This window comes from Pedobacter cryoconitis (genome assembly GCF_014200605.1).
GTDB lineage: Bacteria > Bacteroidota > Bacteroidia > Sphingobacteriales > Sphingobacteriaceae > Pedobacter > Pedobacter cryoconitis_B.
Genome location: NZ_JACHCE010000008.1, coordinates 27,306 through 49,065, shown reverse-complemented (window position 1 = coordinate 49,065; position 21,760 = coordinate 27,306). Strand labels below are relative to the sequence as shown.

The following is a 21,760-nucleotide window of genomic DNA, read 5'->3' as shown; positions in this document are numbered from 1 at the left end:
TTTTGTTTATCATTTTATTTTCAACATTCTTTTTTTTACAAAAAGAGCAATATTAAGGATAGGTAAGTTGTCCAAAGTTGACAACTATTTCTTTTTAACCGGAATGAGGATTTCCGTCATATAATTATTTCTATTTTCTTCATTACATTCATTTTTCACATAATGCTCTATAATTGGAGAATAATCAAATTCAAGGGTAGAATTAAAAAGCCAGTCTATATAAATTCTCCTGTATGTATCTTCAATCAAACTATAGCTACCTTCATGAAGATACTTAGCATATCTGCCGCCAAGAATAGTAGTAGTAGAAAACCCTTTACTCACAGGTTCCTGATCTATGCACGCTTCATACCTGCATTTTAATTTATTTGTAATCAGAGGTTGATCAACTATGATTCCATAATGTGCTGTTGTATTCTTTTCAGAGACTATATCTATTCCATCCCACAACGATTCTATTTCAGCACCATTATAGTTTTCTGTCTGAATTCCGATATAAAACACTTTAACTTCTTTAAAAAAAACAATCTCGTAAGCTATACTTCTGCTTCCTTCACGATAACTATTGATAAAATTTTCGAAAACGATTATCTTTTCCTCCCTTGCTTTAATAGGTGAAATATTAAACTGTTTTTTAAATGATTTAGAAAAGGATTGTAAACTTTCAAAACCTACAGAATAAGCAATATCAGTAATCGGATCATGGGTATAAATTAGTTTTTTATAAGCATTTTCAAGCTTCAGTCTTTTTTGAAATGCACCTAATGATTCATTGAAGATATTTTTAAATACGCGCTGTACATTTCTGTAAGAATAATTAGACAATTGTTCTAATTTCTGAACTGAAATATCCTGATCGTAGTGTTCTTCAATATATTTAATGATATGCTGAATTTTTGCTAAACTCATTTCAATAGATTTTATCTCAATTAATAACCCGCAGGGATATCTAATTTCAAACCATCATAGAAATTGAAAAAAGCAGGTTTTCTTTGATAGTTTAAATCAAATAAACAAGCTGCATCTACCTGATCCGATCCCTTATAAGTGAGCCAGGAATCCTGATCACCCACATTCCATAACGTAATACCCCAGCGTTGGTTTGCTGGCACATATTTTCTGTATAACAAAGCAACGTCCTTATACTTCTGCTTTTGTATAGCTAATATTTCTGTAGGGAAAGGCAATCCTGCTTTGTTTAATGAGATATCCAGCTCAGAAATATGAATCAGCAAACCTGTAGATTTCATTTTAATCAATGCGTTTTTGATATTTTCTACAGAGGTATTGATATTGATATGAAATTGCATCCCTATACCGTCAATAATCGGTTTTCCGTTTACTTTAACCTGTTTTAAAGCCATGGCCATTTTATAAATGGAATCTAGTTTTTTAACGGAATAGTCATGTCCATAATCATTGTAAAAAAGCTTTAAACCAGTATCACCATTTTTTTCGGCAGTAGTTCTTGCATAAGTAAAGGCCTTTTTAATATAAGATTTTCCAATGGTCCGATACCATATACTCCCACCGTTCTCCTGATTTGAAGCCTCTGGCAGAGCCCGGTAATTTCCATTGTCATCAAACGCCTCATTAACGACATCCCACGATTTCAGTAGTGGTTTCCCCAGGTCATCCTTATAAATTGATGAAGGGTTATCATAATGACTAATCACAGTTCTGATATGAATACTCATCACACTGTCCATTTTCTGAGCCCTTGTCATGCCCGAAGGCAAAGCCTGCGTTTCCCAATTTTTTACCCATTGCGGCAGCGAACGATACCAGATTAATGTATGACCGTGAATACGCTTTTTCCCGGCATTCAAAGCCAGGTCTTCAAGAGCAGTTGTATTTGAAAACTCAAAACTACCTTCACGAGGTTGCAGGCTAGCCATTTTCATCGCATTTTCTGGTGTCAGGCTATTATATTCCTTTTCTACAAGCTTTCTGTAAAGCTCATTTTCAGTCAGAAGTTTGACATTGACTGCCGCACCTGTAGTCACATTTTTATTAGCAGTCTGCAATATCTTTTCTGTATCACCCAGGTAAATAGAACCGGCCAGTGCCAATAAGATCAGGGAAGCTTTCATAATTATCTGTTTTTTCTGATTCTGGATAAACTTTGCGGTGTGATCCCTAAATAAGAAGCAATATCACTTTGAGAAACATATAAGGCAATTTCGGGCTGGCGCTTCAAAAACAGCTCATACCTTTCACTTGAATCATAACCTCTATAGGCATTTTGAAGCTGAATTTTATCCAATAAGGATTGCTGATGGATTTGATGAATCAAAGCTTCTAAATATGGGATCTGAGTATACAGTTTATGTAAGTCAGAATAAGAAACAACAAGGACCTCTGTATCGGTACAAGCCTGAATGGCTTCCAGGGAAATAGTTTTTTCATTAAAACTCTGCAAAACAGTACAAAATCTGTTTTCTCCTAAAAAAACATGCGTAACTTCATTTCCATTTTCATTGCTCCTGAATATTCTTAGTATTCCACTGCATATAAAAAAGAGTTCCCGGCAAACCTTACCCGCCTCAGATAAAGTACTGCCTTTGGAAAAGTTTTTTTTTTCGGCGACAAGACTGATTAATTGCGCATCTGATTGCGTAATGGGATGATAGGAGGTTAAAAAAGAGATTAATTGCGCTTGCATAAACCTAAACGGATAAGTGATTCTGTATCCCAAATTTACAAAGAATAAAGATCAAACGATATTGATCCTAAAGATTCAGCTTACTGCATTAATTACCAATTGTTCAGTAGATCCGTCTCTGGTATCCTGAAATTTGTATCCTCATAAAAAATTAAGAACATGAAAAACGAAAATGCAATTAATAACTCACTGAATGGTAAAAAAGTGATCATATTAGGCGGAAGTGCTGGTTTAGGCCTTGCAACAGCTAAACTTGCTGATGCATATGGAGCGAATGTAGTCATCGTTTCAAGCAATGAAGAACGTCTTCAAAGAGCATTGAAAGAGCTCTCTTTAAGTAGCACGAGTTATGCAGTTGATTTAACTAAGGAAGAACAAATAAGGAGTTTTTTTGCACAGATAGGGAACTTTGATCATCTTGTTTACACAGCTGCCGAAAACCTTAACCTGAAAACGATCGCTGAAACAGAAGTCGAACAAGCAAAAGATTTTTTCAATCTGCGCTTCTGGAGTGCTTTTGCCTCAGTTAAATATGCAGCTCCTCTGCTTAATCCGGGAGGATCTATTTCATTGACCAGTGGAATTGCCAGTATGCGCCCTGGAGCTGGCTGGTCAGTTGCCACCAGCATTTGCAGTGCAATGGAAGGATTTACAAAAGCAATGGCAGTAGAGCTTGCCCCTATCCGCGTAAATTGTGTCGCCCCTGGCGTCATCCAAACTAATCTATGGGATAGTATGTCTGCGGCAGACCGCGAAAACATGTACCAGATGGTGAGCGAACAATCACTGGTTAAAAGATCAGGTAAACCAGAAGATGTTGCTGAAGCCTTTTTATACCTTATCAGTCAGAAATTTGGTACAGGACAAACGATTGTTATTGATGGCGGCGCGATATTGGTATAAGCAGGTTTTTTAAAAATCTAAACAAATATTCAGCTGGATTGTAATGCTCCAATAAAACATAAATTATGGATAGTATTAATCAAAATCAAACTGAAGAGAATCACCAGAATCTGGATAATGAACCGGCTATTAAGAAGATCAAAGAATTAACCGGCATTGCTAAAACCTGTTTTCTTTGTACAAACCCTTCGGCAGGAGAGTCAAACGGGACACGTCCCATGAATGTTCAGGAAGTAGATGAGCAAGGTACACTCTGGTTTCTTGTGGCAAATGATAGTCATACTTATCAGGACATCAGTGCTGATCCGGGCGTGAAATTATACTTCCAGGGTTCCCCTCATTCTGACTTTCTGTTTCTTGAAGGAACAGCTATACTTTCGGCAGATAAAGTTAGAATTAAGGAACTATGGAACCCTATCATGAAAACGTGGTTCACTGAAGGTGAAGATGATCCAAGGATTGCATTGATCAGAGTATCGCCAGAAACAGGTTATTACTGGGACAATAAACATGGAAATGTGATTGCCGGAATTAAAATGGCGATCGGTGCGGCTATTGGTAAAACACTGGATGATTCTATTGAAGGTGATCTTACAGTTTAGTATCCCCGCAACTGGCAGATGAAGAGAACACCCCTGGCAAAGATTTTAGTTAAATTTTTGTCAGGGGTGTTTGACTTAAACAGTCATCCAGAGTTATAAAAGGCTATATCAATCCAGATTTAGCATCAGGTTTTGAGACAAAGGACAACTGATCTTACAGGAATTAGTTTACTTTTACATCAAAAATTGAGTATTATGCCTTTTACATCCTTAGGTTTATCTCCTGCTTTGTTAAAAGCACTGGTAGATCAGAATTTCAACGTACCCACTCCTATCCAGCAAACAGCCATACCAGCCATATTAAATAAAAAAGATGTTTTAGGGATTGCTAAAACAGGTTCTGGAAAAACAGCCAGCTATGTTTTACCAATTTTAATGAATTTACAGCAAACATTGGGGTTGAAAAACCGCCATGCGAATGTATTGGTTTTAGTGCCTACACGTGAACTTGCCGAACAGGTGAAAAATGTGTTTCAGAGTTTTAGCCAGGCACTTCCTGAAAAGGTTAAAACCCTTGCTGTTTATGGTGGCGTTTCGATTAACCCACAAATGATGGCTATGCAGGGTGTAAATGTACTTGTTGCAACACCAGGAAGATTATTGGAATTAGTGGATTCAAATGCAGTACACTTATCCGCTATTGAAACCTTAGTATTGGACGAAGCAGATAAAATGCTGAATTTAGGTTTTAAAGAAGAAGTGAATAAAATTCTTGCACTTTTACCTGCAAAACGCCAAAATATCTTGCTTTCTGCTACCCTCAATAAAGATCTTCAGCATATTCATCAGATTTTACTGCATGATCCTGTAGTTATTAAAATTGAGGATGAAGAAGAATCGCTTGATCTGATCAATCAGATAGCTTATATAGTTTCTGATGAAAAGAAAGGCCCGTTTTTACGTTACCTGATAAATCATCACCAGATGAAGCAGGTATTAGTATTTGCATCCTCGGTCAAACAGGCGGAGGTTATTGTAAATAAACTCCGTAAAAATAATATTGACGCAAAAGCTATTCACAGCAAAAAAAGTCAGGGAAACCGAACTGATTCGTTACAACATTTTAAATCAGGTAAACTCAGAGTTTTAGTGGCCACAGATTTAATGGCCAGAGGAATTGATGTCAGTTTCCTTCCCTTTGTGATTAATTATGAATTACCACGATCACCGAAGGATTATATTCACCGAATAGGCAGAACCGGACGTGCAGATACGCCTGGAGAAGCAATTTCACTGGTTAGTCAAAATGAATTACACCATTTTGAGGTCATTCAGAAAAAGATGGGTAAAAAAGTAGAAATCATTGACAGCGAAAATATGCCGTAATTAAAAAGCCTCAGAAAATAGATTCTGAGGCTTTTTAATGATCAAAGAAACATGTATTGATTTTCAAATTTTAAAATAGTAATTTAAATCCTGCTAAAATCTGATTAGGGAAAGCAATCGCTCTGATCAGAAAAAACGTTAAACTAAGGATTACTAACCATTAAAATAAATAAAATGAAAATCGTAAAAACTGTACTCTGTATTCTTTTCGGTCTGATGTTTATTAATGCCGGATTAAACAAATTATTTAACTACATGCCTATGCCAAAAATGACGGCTGAGCAGATGAAGCTCATGGAAGCTTTTGTTAAAATTTCCTGGTTGATGCCTTTAACTGGAATTGTTGAGATAGTCGGGGGCCTGCTCTTTATGCTACCAAAATACAGAGCGCTTGGTGCCATTGTCATTTTACCTGTTATGGTAGGTATTATAGTTCATAATGCCATTTTCGAACCATCTGGTCTTTCTATAGCATTACCTTTTTTTCTAATCAATCTATGGATAATCGGAGACAACCGGAATAAATATAAACCTATGATCAATAGTTCAAATACTTAACAATATTATTCTTCTATAAATTATCCATTTCATCTCATTAAATCATTAAGGCTCTATAATTTAGAGCCTTAATGATTTAATTTCATCCCAGGAAATCTTTATCAACCACAACAAATTCCGTATTGCGATATTTTCATTCCTGATTGCGTTACTATAATGCCAATACATTCCGGCATTTTTGAAGGAAAAAAAGATGACAAGATTAAGCCACATACTATTTAAGGTAGAAAACCTTCATAACGCAGTTCAAAAACTTACTACAGCAGGATTTAATGTCAGGATTCACTACACATTTTGGAAAAAGAACCAATATTCAAAAGCAAAGACTTACCTGGCACCTGATCTTTCCAAAGGATATTGAACAACCATTTATCATGTCTGTTTATACTCCTGATCCAAGGCCGCAGGTAATCAGTCATCCCAATAAAATTGCAACCGTTGATTATATTGTAGTGGGAGAAGAATCTATTGATATGAATTTACTGAAGGCACTGGGCCTTGACCTGTCAAAAATCAGGTTGTTAAAAGGCAGTAAAGGTATACAAAGTATCGTATTTAAAGGTTCAGAAATTAAAATTAAAGATATTTTAAATTGAAATAACATTTGATTAGGTATGTATAACAAATTAACCTCTAACAAGTTATGGAACTTACACCTGATTTTGAAGTTTTTGGTCAAAATAACGCCGCTCCATTTTGTTTAAAGATATTTCGTGGAGAAAGTATGGCACTTTTAGGCATGAATTGGCTTAATGGCCCACCACCTGATAATTTTGCTGGTTTTGCTATTGAATATCAGGAACCAGGCGGCACTCAGTTTTATGCGGTCAATAACCGGTTATCATTTTTGGATTTTTGAAGCCAGGGCCGCGATATTGAAACTGCTTGATCAGGCTGTTAATGACACCAATGCCCAGGTAAGGGTAACAGTCTATGATCTTAATGAACCAGAAATTGTAAAACGTTTGGTTAAATTAAAAACCTGGCTTAAAATAATTATTGATGATTCAGGAAGTCACGGTGATCCTGATTATGCCAGTGGTTTTGCGGCAACCGGTTCAGCTCACTGGAATGATCTCCATCTACCCAATGTTAAGGCGAAAATTGGCTTTTCACCTCATAATGCAGACAATGCCCTGTTGCAAGATATCGCTAAAGATATAGCCCAGACTACCTCAACCTTATTATATTCGCTTGCTTTTTTGTACCAGACCCCAGGCGTAATCATTAATTCCATAAAAAAAGAAACAGAAGATCATAACATTTTCGTTTATGGCATCTCCGATAAAAGTGTCGGAGGGTTAGATTTACAAAAACCTGATGGAGACCCACCGGTCGTTTTTCCGGCAAGACTGCTCACCAATCTCCCCGAACCTTTTAAAACAGAGGCTTCAGATGGAGGTGGTATAAGGATGCACCATAAGTTTGTGGTAATCGATTTCGACAAACCGACTGCAAGGGTCTATATGGGTTCTTATAATTTCTCTTCCGCAGCTGATTTACATAATGGTGAAAACCTGTTACTGATCCAGGATCGCAGGGTTGCAGTATCTTATATGATTGAAGCCTTAGCCATGTTCGATCATTACGAGTTTAGGGATGTACAGCAAAAATCTGCAGCAGCAGATCATAAACTTTATCTCCAGCTTCCTCCTGCCAAACCCGGAGAGCTGCCATGGTGGTCAGGAAGTTATACAAATCCGCAAAAGATTCGGGATAGAGAACTCTTTTCTAAGAAATAATTACAGAAATCTTCAAATGCTTAGAAAACAATTTTAGAATCCAAATACCAGCACATTAAGAGATTCTAATGCTTTTATAATCTCTTTCACATCTTAAATAAAGGTTATTTAAATACGCCTTACTTAATTTTGGTATTCAAAATAATATTATGCGTTTGAAATCTTTCGCAATCACGATTGCTATAGCCCTGTTTTTTTTCACGGGCATTCTTCAAGCAGCCCCTCTGCCAACTGATATGCTTCAACTAACTACTAAACAACAGTTCCTGAAAAAAGATCTTCAATCAATTGTTCAGCATTTTACAATTGATAATGCAAAGGTGGTTACAAGACAGCGGCAAACCATTTATCATACGATTAAACTGGATATAACTCCCAAAATACGAACGGTATCAATGATTGCCATGATTACTGGTATTAGTTTACTTGCAGCATCAATTTCAAATGAGATCGGAACTGAAACATCAAGGCCACTGACAAGAGTAATTATTGACGAAATTCTTTATGCCATGATGTTCAGTTTGTATGTTTTCCACTCTGTATTCGATTGGATATACCGCAAACGTGATGAAAACGATTAAATAAAGATGAAACAACTAAAATATAATTATTCAGATAGAAGAGAAAGATTAATCAGTCTGGCTCTCTTCTTTATCCTGATGCTGATGAAAACTGAGCAAGGAAATGCTCAATTAATTTTTCAGCCTTATTCTTATCAGTTTTATCAAAAGTTAAATAAAACTATTTATTCATCAGATATCAATCTTCATACTGCAATAAAACCCTATTTCATTTCCGATTCTTCTTACCTGAGACCACTTTATGATTCTTTGACTACAAATCACAGGGAAACGACAAAAAGGAACTTCATTCAGAGAATATTATTTGATCAACACTTAGTAGATGTAAAAAACAAAGACTATACTTTTTATTTAGATTTCTTACCTGATTTTCAATTAGGACGATCATTTAATGAAAAAACAACAACATGGCTAAATACGCGTGGCTTTCAGTTAGGCATAACTATAGGTTCTAAATTTTTCATTTACACCAGTGGTTATGAAAATCAAGGGAAATTTACTGCTTATGAGGATCATTATATTAATCAGACAGGAATGGTGCCTGGCCAGGGCTATGATAAAAATCAGGGAGCCCCGACAAAGGACTGGTCATATGTAACTACATTAATAGGTTATACACCGACTAAAGCAATTACAATAGCCTTGGGTCAGGATAAAACTTTTATAGGCGATGGTTACAGGTCCTTGTTATTATCTGATAACTCAGCCCCCTATCCTATGCTTAGGTTCACTGCAAACCTGGGTAAAAAAATTCAATACATGGCAATGTGGGCATATATGGAGGATCAGAAGGCACCACAGTTTAATTCATTCTATAATAACAGAAGAAAATGGGGTGCTTTTCATTATATCGACTGGAATATAACGAATAAAACCTCTTTAGGTTTTTTTAATGCATTAATAGTGGAAGAGGCCACTGACCAGGGCAAACTTCATGGTTTTGATCTGAATTATATCAATCCTATACTTTTTTCTTCTGCTTTAAGACCAGCGGGAACCACACCGGACCATACCCTAATTGGCTTTAATGGTAAATACAAGGTCCTGACAAAAACTACTGCTTATGGACAAATGGTTTTTGACCAGTCAACAGGTAATAGTAATTATGCCTGGCAATTAGGGCTCAGAGGTTCTGACCTTCTTAAAATCAACAGGTTAAATTATTTATTTGAATACAATACCGCAAAACCTAATACCTATTCTTCTGCCTATTCAATTGTCAATTATACAGAGTTGAGCGAGCCTCTTGCACACCCTCTCGGGGCAGGTTTTAAAGAATGGTTAGGGATCGTCAATTATTCTATCCATAAGTTTGATTTCCAGGGGCAGATCAATTATGCCCATTATACTCTTAATCAGAGTGGACAAGAGCTAGCCTCAACTTTAAAATATGCAGAAGGTAAAGTAGCTTATTTACTTAATCCTAAATACAATTTCCGTTTAGAAATTTCAGGCTTATTAAGACAGGAAAAAAACAGCCTGAATGATAATAAAACCAATATGATCACTTTTGGACTACGCAGCAGTTTTAGAAACCTATACCATGACTTTTAAATCAATCATTAATAGATATTTATTCATTTTACTATTAAGCCAGCTTGCAGTGATTCCATTATTCGCACAGTCTGTTCCAGAACCCTATTCCTATCAATTTTATCAAAAGCTTAATGAGTATATTTATTCCACAAAAACCAGGAGCCATTCTTCTTTAAAACCATTTTTGGCCGATGATTCGTTGATATCTCGCCCTATTGATTCCCTATTAGACAATAAGCAGGGTGATAATCAACAGAGTCTGATCTATAGAAAGTTATTCAATGCACATTTGGTGGAGATTAATGCTCCACATTCATCTTTCTTTGCTGACCTCTTACCTGACTTTACAATCGGCAGGGATTTTTCTGATCATAAAACCACAGGATTGGGGTCTCTGGGTATACAGTTTGGTGGAAAGGAAGGTAGTAAAATTTCTTATTACGTTAGCAGCTATGTCAATAAAGCTGGCTTTCCAAATTATCTCACTTCCTATATTAATGATATTGGTATTATACCCGGGCAAGCTTATGCCCGTTCTTCAAATAACAAAAATTATAGCTGGTACTATATAACTGCATCAATATCCTATACATCTATAAAGTACTTAAATATCACTGCCGGACGTGACAAAACTTTTATTGGGGACGGATATCGCTCTATGCTGTTATCTGATTATGCATCTCCTTATCCATTTCTTAAACTAACCGGAACTCTTGGAGACGTCAGATATATGGTGATGTGGACTTATATGAATGATCCGGCAACAACTTCCCAATATAACATTGACAGAAAGAAATTTGGTGTCTTCCACTATCTGGACTGGACAGTCAACAATAGACTTTCGATTGGATTTTTTGATAACGTTATGGTATTTCATACTGATGATAATGGTGTAAAGCGCCCTTTTGATGTTAATTATATCAATCCGGTTATCTTTTTGCAACCTATTAATAATGCAAGTGACAACTCTGATAAATCCCTAATGGGTTTAACTGCCAGATACAAGATCAATGATGGTATTACCGCCTATGGGCAATTCGCCCTTAATGAATTTCGTTCAAAAGATTTCTTTTCCAGTAATGGAAGTTATGGGAACAAATACGGCTGGCAGCTTGGCTTTAGAGGAACTAACCTGCTTAAGGTCAGGGGACTTAATTATTTGTTAGAAACCAATAGTGCAAAACCTTATACCTATTCGGCAAGATCGGCTATAGCAAACTATTCTGAAAATGGAGAACCGCTTGCGCATCCCTGGGGTGCTAATTTCAGAGAAATTTTAGCATTGTTAAACTATACTTATAAAAGATTTGATTTTAGTAGTGAGGTTGACTTAGGAAAATATGGATTAGATATAAATGGACTAAACTATGGAAAAGATATTTTTAAAGTTTATACTAATCCGGCAAAATTCCTTGATAACTATACAGAACAGGGATTAGCAACCCATATGATCTATGTGGAAGAGAAAGCCGCTTTTTTACTTAACCCTAAATATAATTTAAGAATAGAATTAGGGGCAATTTTACGGGACGAAAAAAATGCCATTTCTAATACCACAACTACCCTGTTGACTTTTGGGCTACGCAGCTCTTTCAGAAATATTTACTCAGATCTGACCTCAAGGCACATTGCTCATTAAAACTAATTAATCCATAGATTGATAATAAGTATTGTATTTTTGAAAAAAAAATATGTCCACGGATATTTAAAAAAATTCCACTCACTTTATTCCAGCTTTTAAACGGAAGTATAGTGTCCCCCCTGAAAATACAACATGGCCCGATTTCGAATTTTATTTCGAATATTTCTTGGGCTTAAGTCCAAGATGCCGCTCAAAAACCCGGGTAAAATGACTTAAATTAGTAAATCCCAAACGATAACCCGTTTCAGAAACGGAAAGCTTTTCTTCTTTAATCAGATAAGCAGCTTCTTTCATTCTTAAGGCCTGATAATAATTATAAACACTATTACCAAAAATCTGTCTGAATAAGCGGTTCAGCTTGCTTTCACTCATATTAGAAATCTGTGTCAGCTCAGAAAGATTTGGTGGAACACTTAAATCCGAAACCACTTTGTCCCTGATTGAATACATAGCCTCTACATCCGAACTATTTAGTGGATAGCCAGCCCTGTTCTGCCGTTTTAACAATTCTACAAAAAACAAGTAGATCATCTCCCCTGCTTTTAGCTTAAGATAGAAATCTCCCAGCTGCTCTTCGTCCTTTATCTCTATGATTTTAGTAGCTACAGACTGTATCTCCGGAGAAATAATTTCATCATATAAATAGGGCTGATTTCCAGATATGATATTCTGTAATAATAGGTTGCCTGTTTCCTGACCAATCAATTCTTTCAATAAATCTACATGTACAACTATCAGGATTGTGTTAACCTGTGTACCTGCCAAAATAGAAACTTCAATATCTATATCTGCTGAAGAGACCTGTACTGAAGGCAATAACCTGGTATCGCCTCCGCGTAACACATTCCTGAAGCTAAAGATGATTTCATTTTTTCTTTGTCCTGTCTTTGTTTTTTTTAGTACCAGATCCTCTTTCATTTTAAATTCACTGATCATCATATTCATGAAAGGGCCAAAATCAAAAAACTTCATGTAGCCATCACCATAGCTTTCTGGCAGAATAATCTTCCTGTCTTTGATCTCACTTCCTGTTATTTTAGAAAGTGCATTCATTAAACCAATTTTATTTGCATCGGCAGATTCAAAAATCATAATACTGTTTTGGACTATTAATTGGATGAATATAGATATTTTATTCGCTTCCTGACAAGTAATTTTGTTATCAATAAAAAAAAGCTCATGTCGAAAGTATTAATTTTAAGCATACCGTCCCACGGACACATGAATCCAATTCTTGGTTTAGCAACAGAACTGGCACATCGGGGCGAAGAAATAACATTTTTTAGTTCTGAAGAATTCAAAACAACAATTGAAGAAATTGGTGCTGAGTTTAAGTGTTATCAGGAAGATTTAAATCTATTTCAGACGAAAAAGGATGCACCTTCAACTGATCAAACTACAAAAAAGTCTTCCGGTGGACTTATTGGTGCTTTACTACAGCCAGAAAAATTTATAGATGTCTTGCTGAATCAAATTAAAGGTCTAAAGTTTGACTATATTATTTTTTCAGCTGCCTATCCTTATGCCAGTACAATTGCCAGCATATTACAGATCCCGGCAATTTCTTCTTTTGCAGTTTTTGCAACGCTAAAAGAGCTGATGCCTAAAACTAACGGACCTGATGGGGCTGTAAATAAACCTAAAGGTATGATGGGCATTACTCCAGAGACTGTGGAAGAATTCAAAATTGTCCGTCAAAGGCTGATTGAGAAATATAAGGTTGAAATCAATGAAGATATATTCAACCTCTTATTTAACAAGGGCAACCTGAATATCATTTATACTTCTGAATATTTCATCCCCAATCCGGAGAACTATGATGAGAGTTATATTTTTGTTGGTCCCCCTATCTATAATAAGAAATATGAGGTAGATTTTCCATTTGAAAAACTGAAAGGTAAGAAAGTTATTTATATATCCCTGGGTACTGTTTTCAGTAACTATTCTGCTGAATTGAATCACATGTTCTTTCAAAGTTTTACAGACCCTGATACTGTCGTGGTGATGGCTGCTTACCAGGTAGACCTTTCAAAATATGAGGTCCCTGACAACTTTATTATCAGAGAATATGTGCCACAACTGGAAATCTTAAAACATACTACAGTAGCTATTACTCATGCAGGCATGAACAGCATAGGTGATTTATTGTATAATAATATACCTTTTGTTTCAATCCCATTAGGAGCAGATCAGTTTTATCTTGCAAACCGGGCACAGGAATTAGGCGCAACTATAGTTCTTGACATCAATAATCTTAATACTGATTTATTAAAAAGCTCGGTTGCAAAAGTCCTGACCGACCCTTCATATCTGAAAAATATTCATAAGATCAGCGAATCCTTTGTTCGGGCTGGTGGTTATAAAAAAGCAGTTGATGAGATCTTCAAATTAAAGAGTCCTCAATAAATGATTTTTTAATAACCATTTATTGAGGACTGACAAAAAACACATTTTCCAGAGCTATGAATTACTCGTATTTCAATGCGTCAACAGCATTTGCCTTAGCAACCTTAAAACTTTGCAAACTTACGGTGAGCAAGGCTATACCTAAAGACATTATTGCCGCAATAATAAAAGGCCATGCAGCTATTGAAATCTTGTAATCATAGCTTTTTAACCAATTGTTTGCAAAAATAAACGCAACAGGAAAGGCGATCAGATTAGAGATCATAACCAGCTTAATAAAGTCCTTGTTCAGGAGGATCAAAATACTTTGCAGATCTGCACCCAAAACTTTTCTGATACTGATTTCTTTTTTACGCTGTTCTGCCATATAAAGTGCCAGTCCAAGTAAGCCGAGGCAGGAAATAAAGATAGCAAAGCCACCAAAGAAATTAGAAAGGACACTTAAAAGCTGTTCACTTTTCAATTTATTTTTCAAATCCTGGGAAACAAAGGTTAGCTCTGCTGGGTAAGCCGGGTTAAGGTTCTGGCTAATCTGTTTTATTTTACTGATAGCAGCAGTTAAGTTCTCATCCGGATTAATCCTGATAATTAAAACATTACTTTTTCTTACATTGTAATAGAAGAAAGTGGGAAGAGTTTTTCCTCCAACGTTTTCATTGGAATAATTTTTAATAACGCCTACAATAGTTAAAGGCGCATCTTCTCCCCACCGAACTACAGTTCCTACAGGAGACTTTAACCTCATTGTTTTAACCATGGCCTCATTAACCAGTATAGCAGCAGCAGTATCTGTGGGAAATTTGCGGGAAAGATCTCTGCCTTTCACAATCTCTGCACCAATGGTCGCACTAAAATCATAACCAATACTGCGGAAATCAATAATTGAGTTATCATTGGCAGGCTTTCCTGGCCAGTTAAGATTACCCGTAATAGAACCTTCCTGAGTAAAGTATTGTGCAAATTCTGTTGCAGAGATAACAGCACCAGATTTTTTAAGTTCAGTTTTAAAAAGCTCCAGTCTCTCTGGTTTTCTCCACTCTCCTTCTAAACTCATTTCAACCAGGTTATCCTTGGAAAAACCCAGTGGTTTATTTTGCATAAATTGGATTTGTGTATAGATAATTATAGCACAAATAATCATACAGATAGAAAGACTGAACTGAAGTACTACTAATATCTTACGTACGGGCAAAGAAGCCTGACCAATTCCTGTTATGCCTTTTAAAACTTTTATTGGCGTAAATGATGACAAGTAGAATGCTGGATAACTACCTGCAAGAAAACCGGTTAATAAAACCATAATGCTCAGTGTAAGCCAGAAAGTATAAGAGCTATAGTCGATTTTCATCTGGATACCCAACAAATTGTTAAAATATGGCAAGCTTAATTCGAGAAGTCCAAAAGCTATAATCACAGCAATTAATGAAAACAACATAGATTCGATCATGAACTGCCCCATTAAACTTTTCCTGGTAGAGCCTAATGCTTTTCTTACCCCTACTTCTCTGGCACGTTTTTCTGAACGTGCGGTAGAAAGATTCATATAATTGATACTTGCAATGAGCAATACACAAAAAGCCAGAAACGCAAACAATTTTACCTGATCTATTCTCCCGCCAACCGATTTACCATTTACAAATTCATTGTAAAGATGGTACCTTGCATATGGGAATAAAAAGGCTTCAAGCTGCGCATCTTTTTCATTGGCCCTGATCATCTTTCGCAACCCTGCGTCTACAGCAGCAAACTGACTTTTATCCTTTAGCTTAATATAAGTGGCGCAGGTAATAGATCCCCAGCTATTGTTCTTACTTTCAGGAAATTCCTGTTGAAAAAAGGCCCAGCTTAATAAAGCATCATACCGAAGACTCTGGTTTTCTGGCAGGTCTTCAATTACGGCAGTTACTTTCAGCATTTTCCTGTTATCATATTTTATACTTTGCCCGAGTGGATTTTGATGACCAAATAATTTGCGGGCAGCTGAAGCCGTAATTAACACAGAGTTAGGCGTACTTAAGGCTGTCAGGGCATCACCATATATAAATTTATGCTCAAAAATCCGGAGAAAAGATGGGTCTACAAAAGGTGCACTCAACTTGTAATTTTCATGATTATGGCTAAATAATTTGTTATCACGATGCCCAAGATCCATTCGGCTGGCCTGTTCTACCCCTGGCAAAGTTTGTAGTGCGGTACCAGCTAATTTATCAGGCGTAGCAATAGTAGTGGCTAATTTTCCATTAATATCAATATTTAACCGCGTAAAGAAAATACGGTCAATATCTTTAAATTGTTTATCGTATCCCCATTCATAACTCACATAGAGTAATAACAATAAACAACAAGTCATGCCAATGGCCAGACCACCGATATTCATCAGTGAAAACCCTTTGTTCTTTTTAAGATTACGTAAGGCTATTTTTAAATTAATGAAAAACATAATTAAGCGAATTTACACCTTAGGTTCTAATTGTATGCCAGTTCTAAACTAAGTAAATAAAACGGCTTGAATGGCAAATTAGTGAGCTATTACAATCTATCATGTTCATTATCGAACAATTTATGTTCGCAATTGAACGTCCGGCTAACGCTTTAAGCTCCAAAAAATTTCATTTAGGTTTACGCCAATTAAACTGGCAAATTAATATATTCGCCCATGTTAACTATTTGTGTGAGCCAGACAAAATTCAAGCTACTACTTACTACCCTACTTGCAATAAATACACTGACTATAAATGCACAGGCTACAGACAGTCTTATCCTGCAACACCCTGTAAATAACTTCTGGAAAAAGGATTTTGTCAAAAAAACAACTGTTCCTTTAGTGCTGTTTAGTGCCACTGCTCTGGCCTGGCCTCATCGTGAAACGGTTAGGGAAGTAAGAAACAGGTTTATCCCCGATTTCAAATACAGATACGATGATTACCTTCAATATGCTCCGGCGGCGGCCGTATTAGCTTTAAATGCATTTAATGTAAAAGGTAAACACACACCAAAACGTACATTGATCTCTTATGCTTTTTCTATGGGCATTATGGGTGCAATGGTAAACGGGATAAAATCTACGAGTAAAGTGGAGCGTCCGGATGGGAGTTCAAATAATTCCTTTCCTTCGGGACATACCGCTACCGCTTTTATGAATGCAACCATGCTGGATAAGGAATATGGGCAGTATGGATACCCATTAATCGGTATTACAGGTTATGCGATGGCCACTGCAACAGCTTTGGGACGCGGCCTGAACAACAGGCACTGGATCACAGATGTACTTACAGGTGCCGGAGTAGGTATAATTTCTACTGAACTGGGGTATTTTGTGACTGACCAGATTATGAAAAACAGAGGGATGAACGCACCTTTAAAAAACAACCCCGTGCCTATCAGTAATAACCCGGGCTTTGTTGAGTTACATGCCGGTTATGCTATTGCTACAGAAAAGAAACTTACAGGTACAGCACATGAAAACATTTTCAACAAAGATGGCTTTAACTTAGGCCTGGAAGGTGCCTGGTTTATGAATAAAAATTTCGGTATTGGAGGGGAACTTGCATTTACCAGTTTTCCATTAAATTCAGAGCACGCTGTGCTCGACCCTGATATTATAGAAGTCAGTAATGGACTGTATACACAGGCTCTTGGTGTTAAATATTTAAATATTGGACCTTATTTCAGTCTGCCTCTTGCCAATAACTGGTTCATTACAGCTAAAGTAAATGCAGGAATATCTTCTGGGAGTAACGGAAACTTTATTCTGAATATTAAGCCAGAATATCAAAATGAATTTGGGACAGATGAACTGCCTTATGCAAGATATAAACCAAAAACAGCATTCAGCTGGTCTGCAGGAATTGGAATTCAGAAACGTATTGGCCGCAATACTGCAATTAAAGCTTATACGACTTATTTTGGATCAGTCCACAAGTTTGATATAGAGGTTTTGAATGATAGGGATAACAACGGCCATCTTATCTATGAACCTCTTCCTGAAACTTTAGGAAAGACAAAATACAATAATATCACTTTTGGACTGGGGATTACGGCGTTTATCTGGTAAACAGATCAGGCGCAAACATTTCAATATTATCCCAACTAAAGAAAAAATCGGCTAAATTTGCCAAATGAGTAATGGCATGCCTTCTAATTCAATTTTCGACAAAATATTATCATTTATTGAATACACTAATCAAAATATATTCCTTACCGGAAAAGCAGGAACCGGAAAAACTACACTGCTTAAACGTATAAAAGAAGAAAGTTCTAAAAAAATGGTCGTGGTAGCCCCTACCGGTGTTGCTGCGATGAATGCAAAGGGTACTACAATCAACTCTTTTTTCCAGCTGCCTGCTGGTTCTTTTTTCCCTGGCGAAATTGGTTTGGAAGACTTACAACTGGGCATAACCTCTATTGAGTCTATGGTCAATGATTTAAGTTATAATAGGGAAAAGACAACGTTGTTCAACGAATTAGAGCTATTAATCATTGATGAGATCTCTATGGTCCGCTGTGATTTAATGGATATGATTGACGCCATACTCCGTTCGGTAAGAAAAAATAATATCCCTTTTGGCGGTGTACAGTTGTTATTAATCGGCGACTTGTACCAATTGCCTCCTGTTACTAAAAGAGAAGAATGGGCATTTTTGAGCAGAGCTTATGCTTCCCCCTATTTTTTTGAGGGTTATGTTATTCGCAGAAACCCTTTATTACAGATAGAATTAACGACAGTATTTCGTCAAACTGAACCAGAATTCGTCAATATTCTAAACAGTATCAGAAATAACCAGATTACTGAGGCCGACCTGGCTTTGCTCAATAAAAGATATGATCCGCAGTTTATGGCGACGGACGAATTGAGTCCTATTATTATCACTTCACATAATGCAGAAGCTAATACCGTTAACAAAGCTAAACTGGATGAGCTTCCTGGTGAAGAGTATACTTTTATGGCTGAGACCAGCGGTGAATTCAGAGATGCTGGTTTACAGGCAGAACAAACACTGAAATTAAAGGAAGGTGCACAGGTGATGTTCATTAAGAATGATACCGGTGACAATCGAAAGTTCTACAATGGAAAGATTGGAAAAATAAAGTCCGTTAAAGATGGTGAGATCTATATTTCATTTCCTCAGGAGGAAGATTTGTTACTAGAAAAGACTTCATGGCAATCTTTTGAATATAAAACAGATACCGAAGAAGTTATTGTGCAGCAACAGGTTGGCGAGTTTTCTCAGTATCCGATTAAGTTAGCCTGGGCAGTAACGATCCATAAAAGCCAGGGGTTAACGTTTGACCATGCGATTATTGACGCCGGAAAATCATTTATAGCCGGACAGGTATATGTGGCTCTAAGCCGTGTCAGAACACTGAATGGGCTGATTCTGAAATCCAAGATTGGTACTGAAAGTTTAAGATCAAATACAGAAGTAATCAATTATATGAAGTCTGTTAAAGAAGATGAGCTTGATCATCTTCTGGTTAGCGGCCAGCAAGGGTTTATTCTGCAGCTGGTACTTAACCACTTTTCATTTAACAAGTTATTAAGCGAGCTGGAAACGGTTATTACCCGCCCGGAAATTGCGAGATCAAATATCCCGGAATATGCAGTTTTATTTTCTCAGCTTAAAAAATCAATTAAGAGCCTGATCGTTTTATCAGATCGTTTTCAGACTCAGGTTATCAATCTGCATAAGCAATCTGGTTTTAACGATTTGCCGGTGCTGCAGGAAAGGATAGAATCTGCTTCTGTTTATTTTACAAAAGAGATCAATATGCAGATTTTAAATCCTGTGAATAAAAACATCAGGGTTAAGCCGAAAAATAAAGTTCAGCAGGAATTGCAACATCTTTTACAGAAATACAGACAGGTTATTGAACAAAGAATTTCTCTTTTACAGGTTGCAGGTGGTTTATTAAAAGAACCAATTCAAGTGGAAGATTACATTTCCTGGATTACTGAACATCATGCAAGGGCAAATGTAAAAGCAAAAACATCATCAGGTAATCAACAGTCGACAACATTGCAATTGTTTTAATCCATAAATTAATAGTTAGAATCACTGTTTTTAGCGGTTTTGGAGAGTTTAGAATAATTATTTTCATTTTTTCTTCAAACCGTTTTGCTTATTACAATTTAATTTATATCTTCGCACCTCCTTAAACAAAGGGAATTAATTGATTCCGTAGCTCAGCTGGTAGAGCATTACACTTTTAATGTAGTGGTCCTGGGTTCGAATCCCAGCGGGATCACGAAAGGCGCAAGAAATTGCGCCTTTTCTGTTTAAAATGTTTTTTCAAAGGGGTTTTTCAAAAAATAATAAGTCATTTCATACCAACTTAAACCAATCTGATTGGTGCCATAACTGGTGCCCGATTCTAATTGCTAAGTTTGGGCACCAGTCAAAAAGATTCATTTGACTCCAAATTATCAAAGAGCAAGCTGTTACCGGGTTATCCGGCCATAAACAAGTTTTTAACTTTAACAGATTGAGAAATGAAAAGTAACCAAAACCTGTCCATTCTTTTTTGGCACCGTAAATCAAAAGCTGACATCAACGGCTATGCTCCTATTATCTGTAGAATTTCCATTGATGGAAAACAAATAGAGTTTTCTACAGCAAAAAAAATTCCTAGTTATAGGTGGGATATGGAAAAGAAAAGAATCTTGCCTTGTCCAGAAGCAAAAAGCATCAATTCTGCGTTAAACAGGATACAATGTGAGCTTGAAAAGCATTTTACCATACTACAATCATTGCATCAGGTAGTAAGCCCTGCAATGCTCCGGAAAAGTTATAGAAACCTCTCTACAGATTATAACGGAAAAAAGCAACAAACTGAAGATAAGATTCCAACCTTACTGGAATTGGCTTCTCTTCATATTGAGAGCTTCTCTTTACTAGTGGAAAAAAACCAGAGATCAAAGGAAACTTTAAAGCAGTGGAAATCGACAAAGAAAAAGATAGCTGAATTTATTACACACACTTTTAAATCAAAGGATCTTGAACTTTCAGAAATAGACCAATCCTTTGCTCATAAATTTCATACCTTCTTAATTGTTAAAAGAAAACCATCCATTCAGGAGGCGGCAGCTATGAAGCAGATTAAAAACACTAAACAATTGCTCAACATCGCGGAAGCTAATAAATGGATTATTAATAATCCGATAGAGAAATTTAGATGCGGATCCGAAGAACCTGAAATTCTACCTTTAGAATTGTTTGAGGTCGAAAGTATCTGGCGCAAGAATCTTAGCATTGACAGGCTTATAAAAGTACGAGACGCATTTATATTTCAGTGTTTCACAGGCTTTGCCTACCAAGATATATACAATCTATCACCCCAAAACATTGTAAAGGTCGGAGCAGAAAATGAAAAGTGGTTAATAAAGGAAAGAGGTAAAACAAAAGTTACAGAAATGGTGCCAATTCTCCCAATAGTCAAGGAAATTATTGCGAAATATAAGGACGATCCTTATTGCATATTTCATAAAAAGTTAATTCCCGTAAACAGCAATTTCAGGTATAATTGCTACTTAAAGGAGCTTTCTGACCTATGTGGAATTGGTCGGCCTCTAAATAGCCATTTAGCCAGACATACCTTTGCCGATTTAATGCTCAACACTATGGATTTCCCCCTAGAAGATGTAAGTAAAATGCTCGGACATAAGAACATACGAACAACACAAAGATATGCTAGGGTCAAAAAAAATAGAATTAGTAAAAAAATGAACCTCTTCAAGCATTTGTTATTTGACGCTGACGGACAACTTAAAAAGGCTGCATTTCCTCCGATCGATTAAACCA

At 36.4% G+C, this 21,760-nt stretch carries 19 protein-coding genes and 1 tRNA gene; 15 read left to right on the top strand and 5 right to left on the bottom strand.

Features of this window, described 5'->3' with window-relative positions; genetic code table 11:
- Positions 1–84 precede the first annotated feature (84 nt).
- Genes HDE68_RS20570 through HDE68_RS20560 form a run of 3 tightly spaced genes read right to left on the bottom strand, consistent with a single transcriptional unit; the run spans position 85 to position 2,665 of the window.
- Entirely contained in the window at positions 85–909 is an 825-nt protein-coding gene (locus HDE68_RS20570) for a GyrI-like domain-containing protein (protein ID WP_183884124.1), read from the bottom strand.
- 20 nt (positions 910–929) lie between these two features.
- Positions 930–2,093, bottom strand: a complete 1,164-nt coding sequence (locus tag HDE68_RS20565; protein WP_183884123.1) for an endo-1,4-beta-xylanase — start codon at positions 2,091–2,093, stop codon at positions 930–932.
- A gap of 2 nt (positions 2,094–2,095) precedes the next feature.
- Complete coding sequence (locus HDE68_RS20560) at positions 2,096–2,665, bottom strand: Crp/Fnr family transcriptional regulator (RefSeq protein WP_183884122.1); 570 nt, start codon at positions 2,663–2,665, stop codon at positions 2,096–2,098.
- A 159-nt stretch (positions 2,666–2,824) separates the two neighbouring features.
- Between HDE68_RS20560 and HDE68_RS20555 the strand changes: the two genes are divergently transcribed.
- The 10 genes from HDE68_RS20555 to HDE68_RS20515 all read left to right on the top strand — a co-directional run bounded on the left by HDE68_RS20555 (position 2,825) and on the right by HDE68_RS20515 (position 11,552).
- Positions 2,825–3,568: an SDR family oxidoreductase gene (locus HDE68_RS20555; protein WP_183884121.1), complete on the top strand. Its 744-nt coding sequence runs from the start codon at positions 2,825–2,827 to the stop codon at positions 3,566–3,568.
- A gap of 65 nt (positions 3,569–3,633) precedes the next feature.
- The gene (locus HDE68_RS20550) at positions 3,634–4,170 is read left to right on the top strand and encodes a pyridoxamine 5'-phosphate oxidase family protein (protein ID WP_183884120.1); all 537 of its coding nucleotides are present in this window, start codon (positions 3,634–3,636) and stop codon (positions 4,168–4,170) included.
- A 195-nt stretch (positions 4,171–4,365) separates the two neighbouring features.
- The gene (locus HDE68_RS20545; RefSeq protein WP_183884119.1) at positions 4,366–5,496 is read left to right on the top strand and encodes a DEAD/DEAH box helicase; all 1,131 of its coding nucleotides are present in this window, start codon (positions 4,366–4,368) and stop codon (positions 5,494–5,496) included.
- Between the two features lie 174 nt (positions 5,497–5,670).
- The gene (locus tag HDE68_RS20540) at positions 5,671–6,054 is read left to right on the top strand and encodes a DoxX family protein (protein WP_183884118.1); all 384 of its coding nucleotides are present in this window, start codon (positions 5,671–5,673) and stop codon (positions 6,052–6,054) included.
- A gap of 272 nt (positions 6,055–6,326) precedes the next feature.
- Complete coding sequence (locus HDE68_RS20535) at positions 6,327–6,650, top strand: hypothetical protein (protein ID WP_183884117.1); 324 nt, start codon at positions 6,327–6,329, stop codon at positions 6,648–6,650.
- 47 nt (positions 6,651–6,697) lie between these two features.
- Positions 6,698–6,913, top strand: coding sequence for a hypothetical protein (locus tag HDE68_RS26380; RefSeq protein WP_221300841.1), 216 nt, complete (start codon positions 6,698–6,700; stop codon positions 6,911–6,913).
- A complete protein-coding gene (locus tag HDE68_RS20530; protein WP_221300839.1) occupies positions 6,876–7,796 on the top strand; it encodes a phospholipase D-like domain-containing protein in 921 nt (306 codons plus the stop codon). The genes HDE68_RS26380 and HDE68_RS20530 overlap by 38 nt, the downstream gene beginning before the upstream one ends.
- Positions 7,797–7,945: 149 nt before the next feature.
- Positions 7,946–8,377: a hypothetical protein gene (locus HDE68_RS20525; protein WP_183884116.1), complete on the top strand. Its 432-nt coding sequence runs from the start codon at positions 7,946–7,948 to the stop codon at positions 8,375–8,377.
- Positions 8,378–8,383: 6 nt separating this feature from the next.
- A complete protein-coding gene (locus HDE68_RS20520) occupies positions 8,384–9,931 on the top strand; it encodes a gliding motility protein RemB (protein WP_183884115.1) in 1,548 nt (515 codons plus the stop codon).
- Positions 9,888–11,552, top strand: a complete 1,665-nt coding sequence (locus HDE68_RS20515) for a gliding motility protein RemB (protein ID WP_221300837.1) — start codon at positions 9,888–9,890, stop codon at positions 11,550–11,552. The genes HDE68_RS20520 and HDE68_RS20515 overlap by 44 nt, the downstream gene beginning before the upstream one ends.
- Positions 11,553–11,705: 153 nt before the next feature.
- Here the strand turns inward: HDE68_RS20515 and HDE68_RS20510 are convergent, their stop codons facing one another.
- Positions 11,706–12,647 carry a helix-turn-helix domain-containing protein gene (locus HDE68_RS20510; protein ID WP_183884114.1) on the bottom strand — a complete coding sequence of 314 codons (942 nt, stop codon included), beginning with the start codon at positions 12,645–12,647 and terminating at the stop codon, positions 11,706–11,708.
- An 87-nt stretch (positions 12,648–12,734) separates the two neighbouring features.
- On the opposite strand from HDE68_RS20510, the gene HDE68_RS20505 reads away from it, so the two are divergent.
- Entirely contained in the window at positions 12,735–13,961 is a 1,227-nt protein-coding gene (locus HDE68_RS20505; RefSeq protein ID WP_183884113.1) for a macrolide family glycosyltransferase, read from the top strand.
- Between the two features lie 61 nt (positions 13,962–14,022).
- On the opposite strand, the gene HDE68_RS20500 is transcribed toward HDE68_RS20505, so the two are convergent.
- Positions 14,023–16,401, bottom strand: a complete 2,379-nt coding sequence (locus tag HDE68_RS20500; protein WP_183884112.1) for an ABC transporter permease — start codon at positions 16,399–16,401, stop codon at positions 14,023–14,025.
- Positions 16,402–16,617: 216 nt separating this feature from the next.
- On the opposite strand from HDE68_RS20500, the gene HDE68_RS20495 reads away from it, so the two are divergent.
- The 4 genes from HDE68_RS20495 (at position 16,618) to HDE68_RS20480 (ending at position 21,756) form a co-directional block, all read left to right on the top strand.
- Positions 16,618–18,015 (top strand): phosphatase PAP2 family protein, encoded by a 1,398-nt coding sequence (locus tag HDE68_RS20495; RefSeq protein ID WP_183884111.1) that lies wholly within the window; start codon positions 16,618–16,620, stop codon positions 18,013–18,015.
- 64 nt (positions 18,016–18,079) lie between these two features.
- Entirely contained in the window at positions 18,080–19,993 is a 1,914-nt protein-coding gene (locus HDE68_RS20490) for an ATP-dependent RecD-like DNA helicase (RefSeq protein ID WP_183884110.1), read from the top strand.
- Positions 19,994–20,134: 141 nt separating this feature from the next.
- Positions 20,135–20,207: transfer RNA gene (locus HDE68_RS20485), tRNA-Lys, on the top strand.
- A 244-nt stretch (positions 20,208–20,451) separates the two neighbouring features.
- Entirely contained in the window at positions 20,452–21,756 is a 1,305-nt protein-coding gene (locus HDE68_RS20480) for a site-specific integrase (RefSeq protein ID WP_183884109.1), read from the top strand.
- Positions 21,757–21,760: the final 4 nt, after the last annotated feature.

Excerpts from the sequence above, each read along its gene's own strand:
- HDE68_RS20555 (WP_183884121.1), top strand. The coding sequence starts at position 2,825 with ATGAAAAACGAAAATGCAATTAATAACTCACTGAATGGTAAAAAAGTG.
- HDE68_RS20490 (WP_183884110.1), top strand. The coding sequence starts at position 18,080 with ATGAGTAATGGCATGCCTTCTAATTCAATTTTCGACAAAATATTATCA.
- HDE68_RS20535 (WP_183884117.1), top strand. The coding sequence starts at position 6,327 with ATGTCAGGATTCACTACACATTTTGGAAAAAGAACCAATATTCAAAAG.
- HDE68_RS20520 (WP_183884115.1), top strand. The coding sequence starts at position 8,384 with ATGAAACAACTAAAATATAATTATTCAGATAGAAGAGAAAGATTAATC.
- HDE68_RS20530 (WP_221300839.1), top strand. The coding sequence starts at position 6,876 with ATGCGGTCAATAACCGGTTATCATTTTTGGATTTTTGAAGCCAGGGCC.
- HDE68_RS26380 (WP_221300841.1), top strand. The coding sequence starts at position 6,698 with ATGGAACTTACACCTGATTTTGAAGTTTTTGGTCAAAATAACGCCGCT.
- HDE68_RS20560 (WP_183884122.1), bottom strand. The coding sequence starts at position 2,665 with ATGCAAGCGCAATTAATCTCTTTTTTAACCTCCTATCATCCCATTACG.
- HDE68_RS20540 (WP_183884118.1), top strand. The coding sequence starts at position 5,671 with ATGAAAATCGTAAAAACTGTACTCTGTATTCTTTTCGGTCTGATGTTT.
- HDE68_RS20550 (WP_183884120.1), top strand. The coding sequence starts at position 3,634 with ATGGATAGTATTAATCAAAATCAAACTGAAGAGAATCACCAGAATCTG.
- HDE68_RS20570 (WP_183884124.1), bottom strand. The coding sequence starts at position 909 with ATGAGTTTAGCAAAAATTCAGCATATCATTAAATATATTGAAGAACAC.
- HDE68_RS20545 (WP_183884119.1), top strand. The coding sequence starts at position 4,366 with ATGCCTTTTACATCCTTAGGTTTATCTCCTGCTTTGTTAAAAGCACTG.
- HDE68_RS20510 (WP_183884114.1), bottom strand. The coding sequence starts at position 12,647 with ATGATTTTTGAATCTGCCGATGCAAATAAAATTGGTTTAATGAATGCA.
- HDE68_RS20495 (WP_183884111.1), top strand. The coding sequence starts at position 16,618 with ATGTTAACTATTTGTGTGAGCCAGACAAAATTCAAGCTACTACTTACT.
- HDE68_RS20525 (WP_183884116.1), top strand. The coding sequence starts at position 7,946 with ATGCGTTTGAAATCTTTCGCAATCACGATTGCTATAGCCCTGTTTTTT.
- HDE68_RS20565 (WP_183884123.1), bottom strand. The coding sequence starts at position 2,093 with ATGAAAGCTTCCCTGATCTTATTGGCACTGGCCGGTTCTATTTACCTG.
- HDE68_RS20480 (WP_183884109.1), top strand. The coding sequence starts at position 20,452 with ATGAAAAGTAACCAAAACCTGTCCATTCTTTTTTGGCACCGTAAATCA.
- HDE68_RS20505 (WP_183884113.1), top strand. The coding sequence starts at position 12,735 with ATGTCGAAAGTATTAATTTTAAGCATACCGTCCCACGGACACATGAAT.
- HDE68_RS20500 (WP_183884112.1), bottom strand. The coding sequence starts at position 16,401 with ATGTTTTTCATTAATTTAAAAATAGCCTTACGTAATCTTAAAAAGAAC.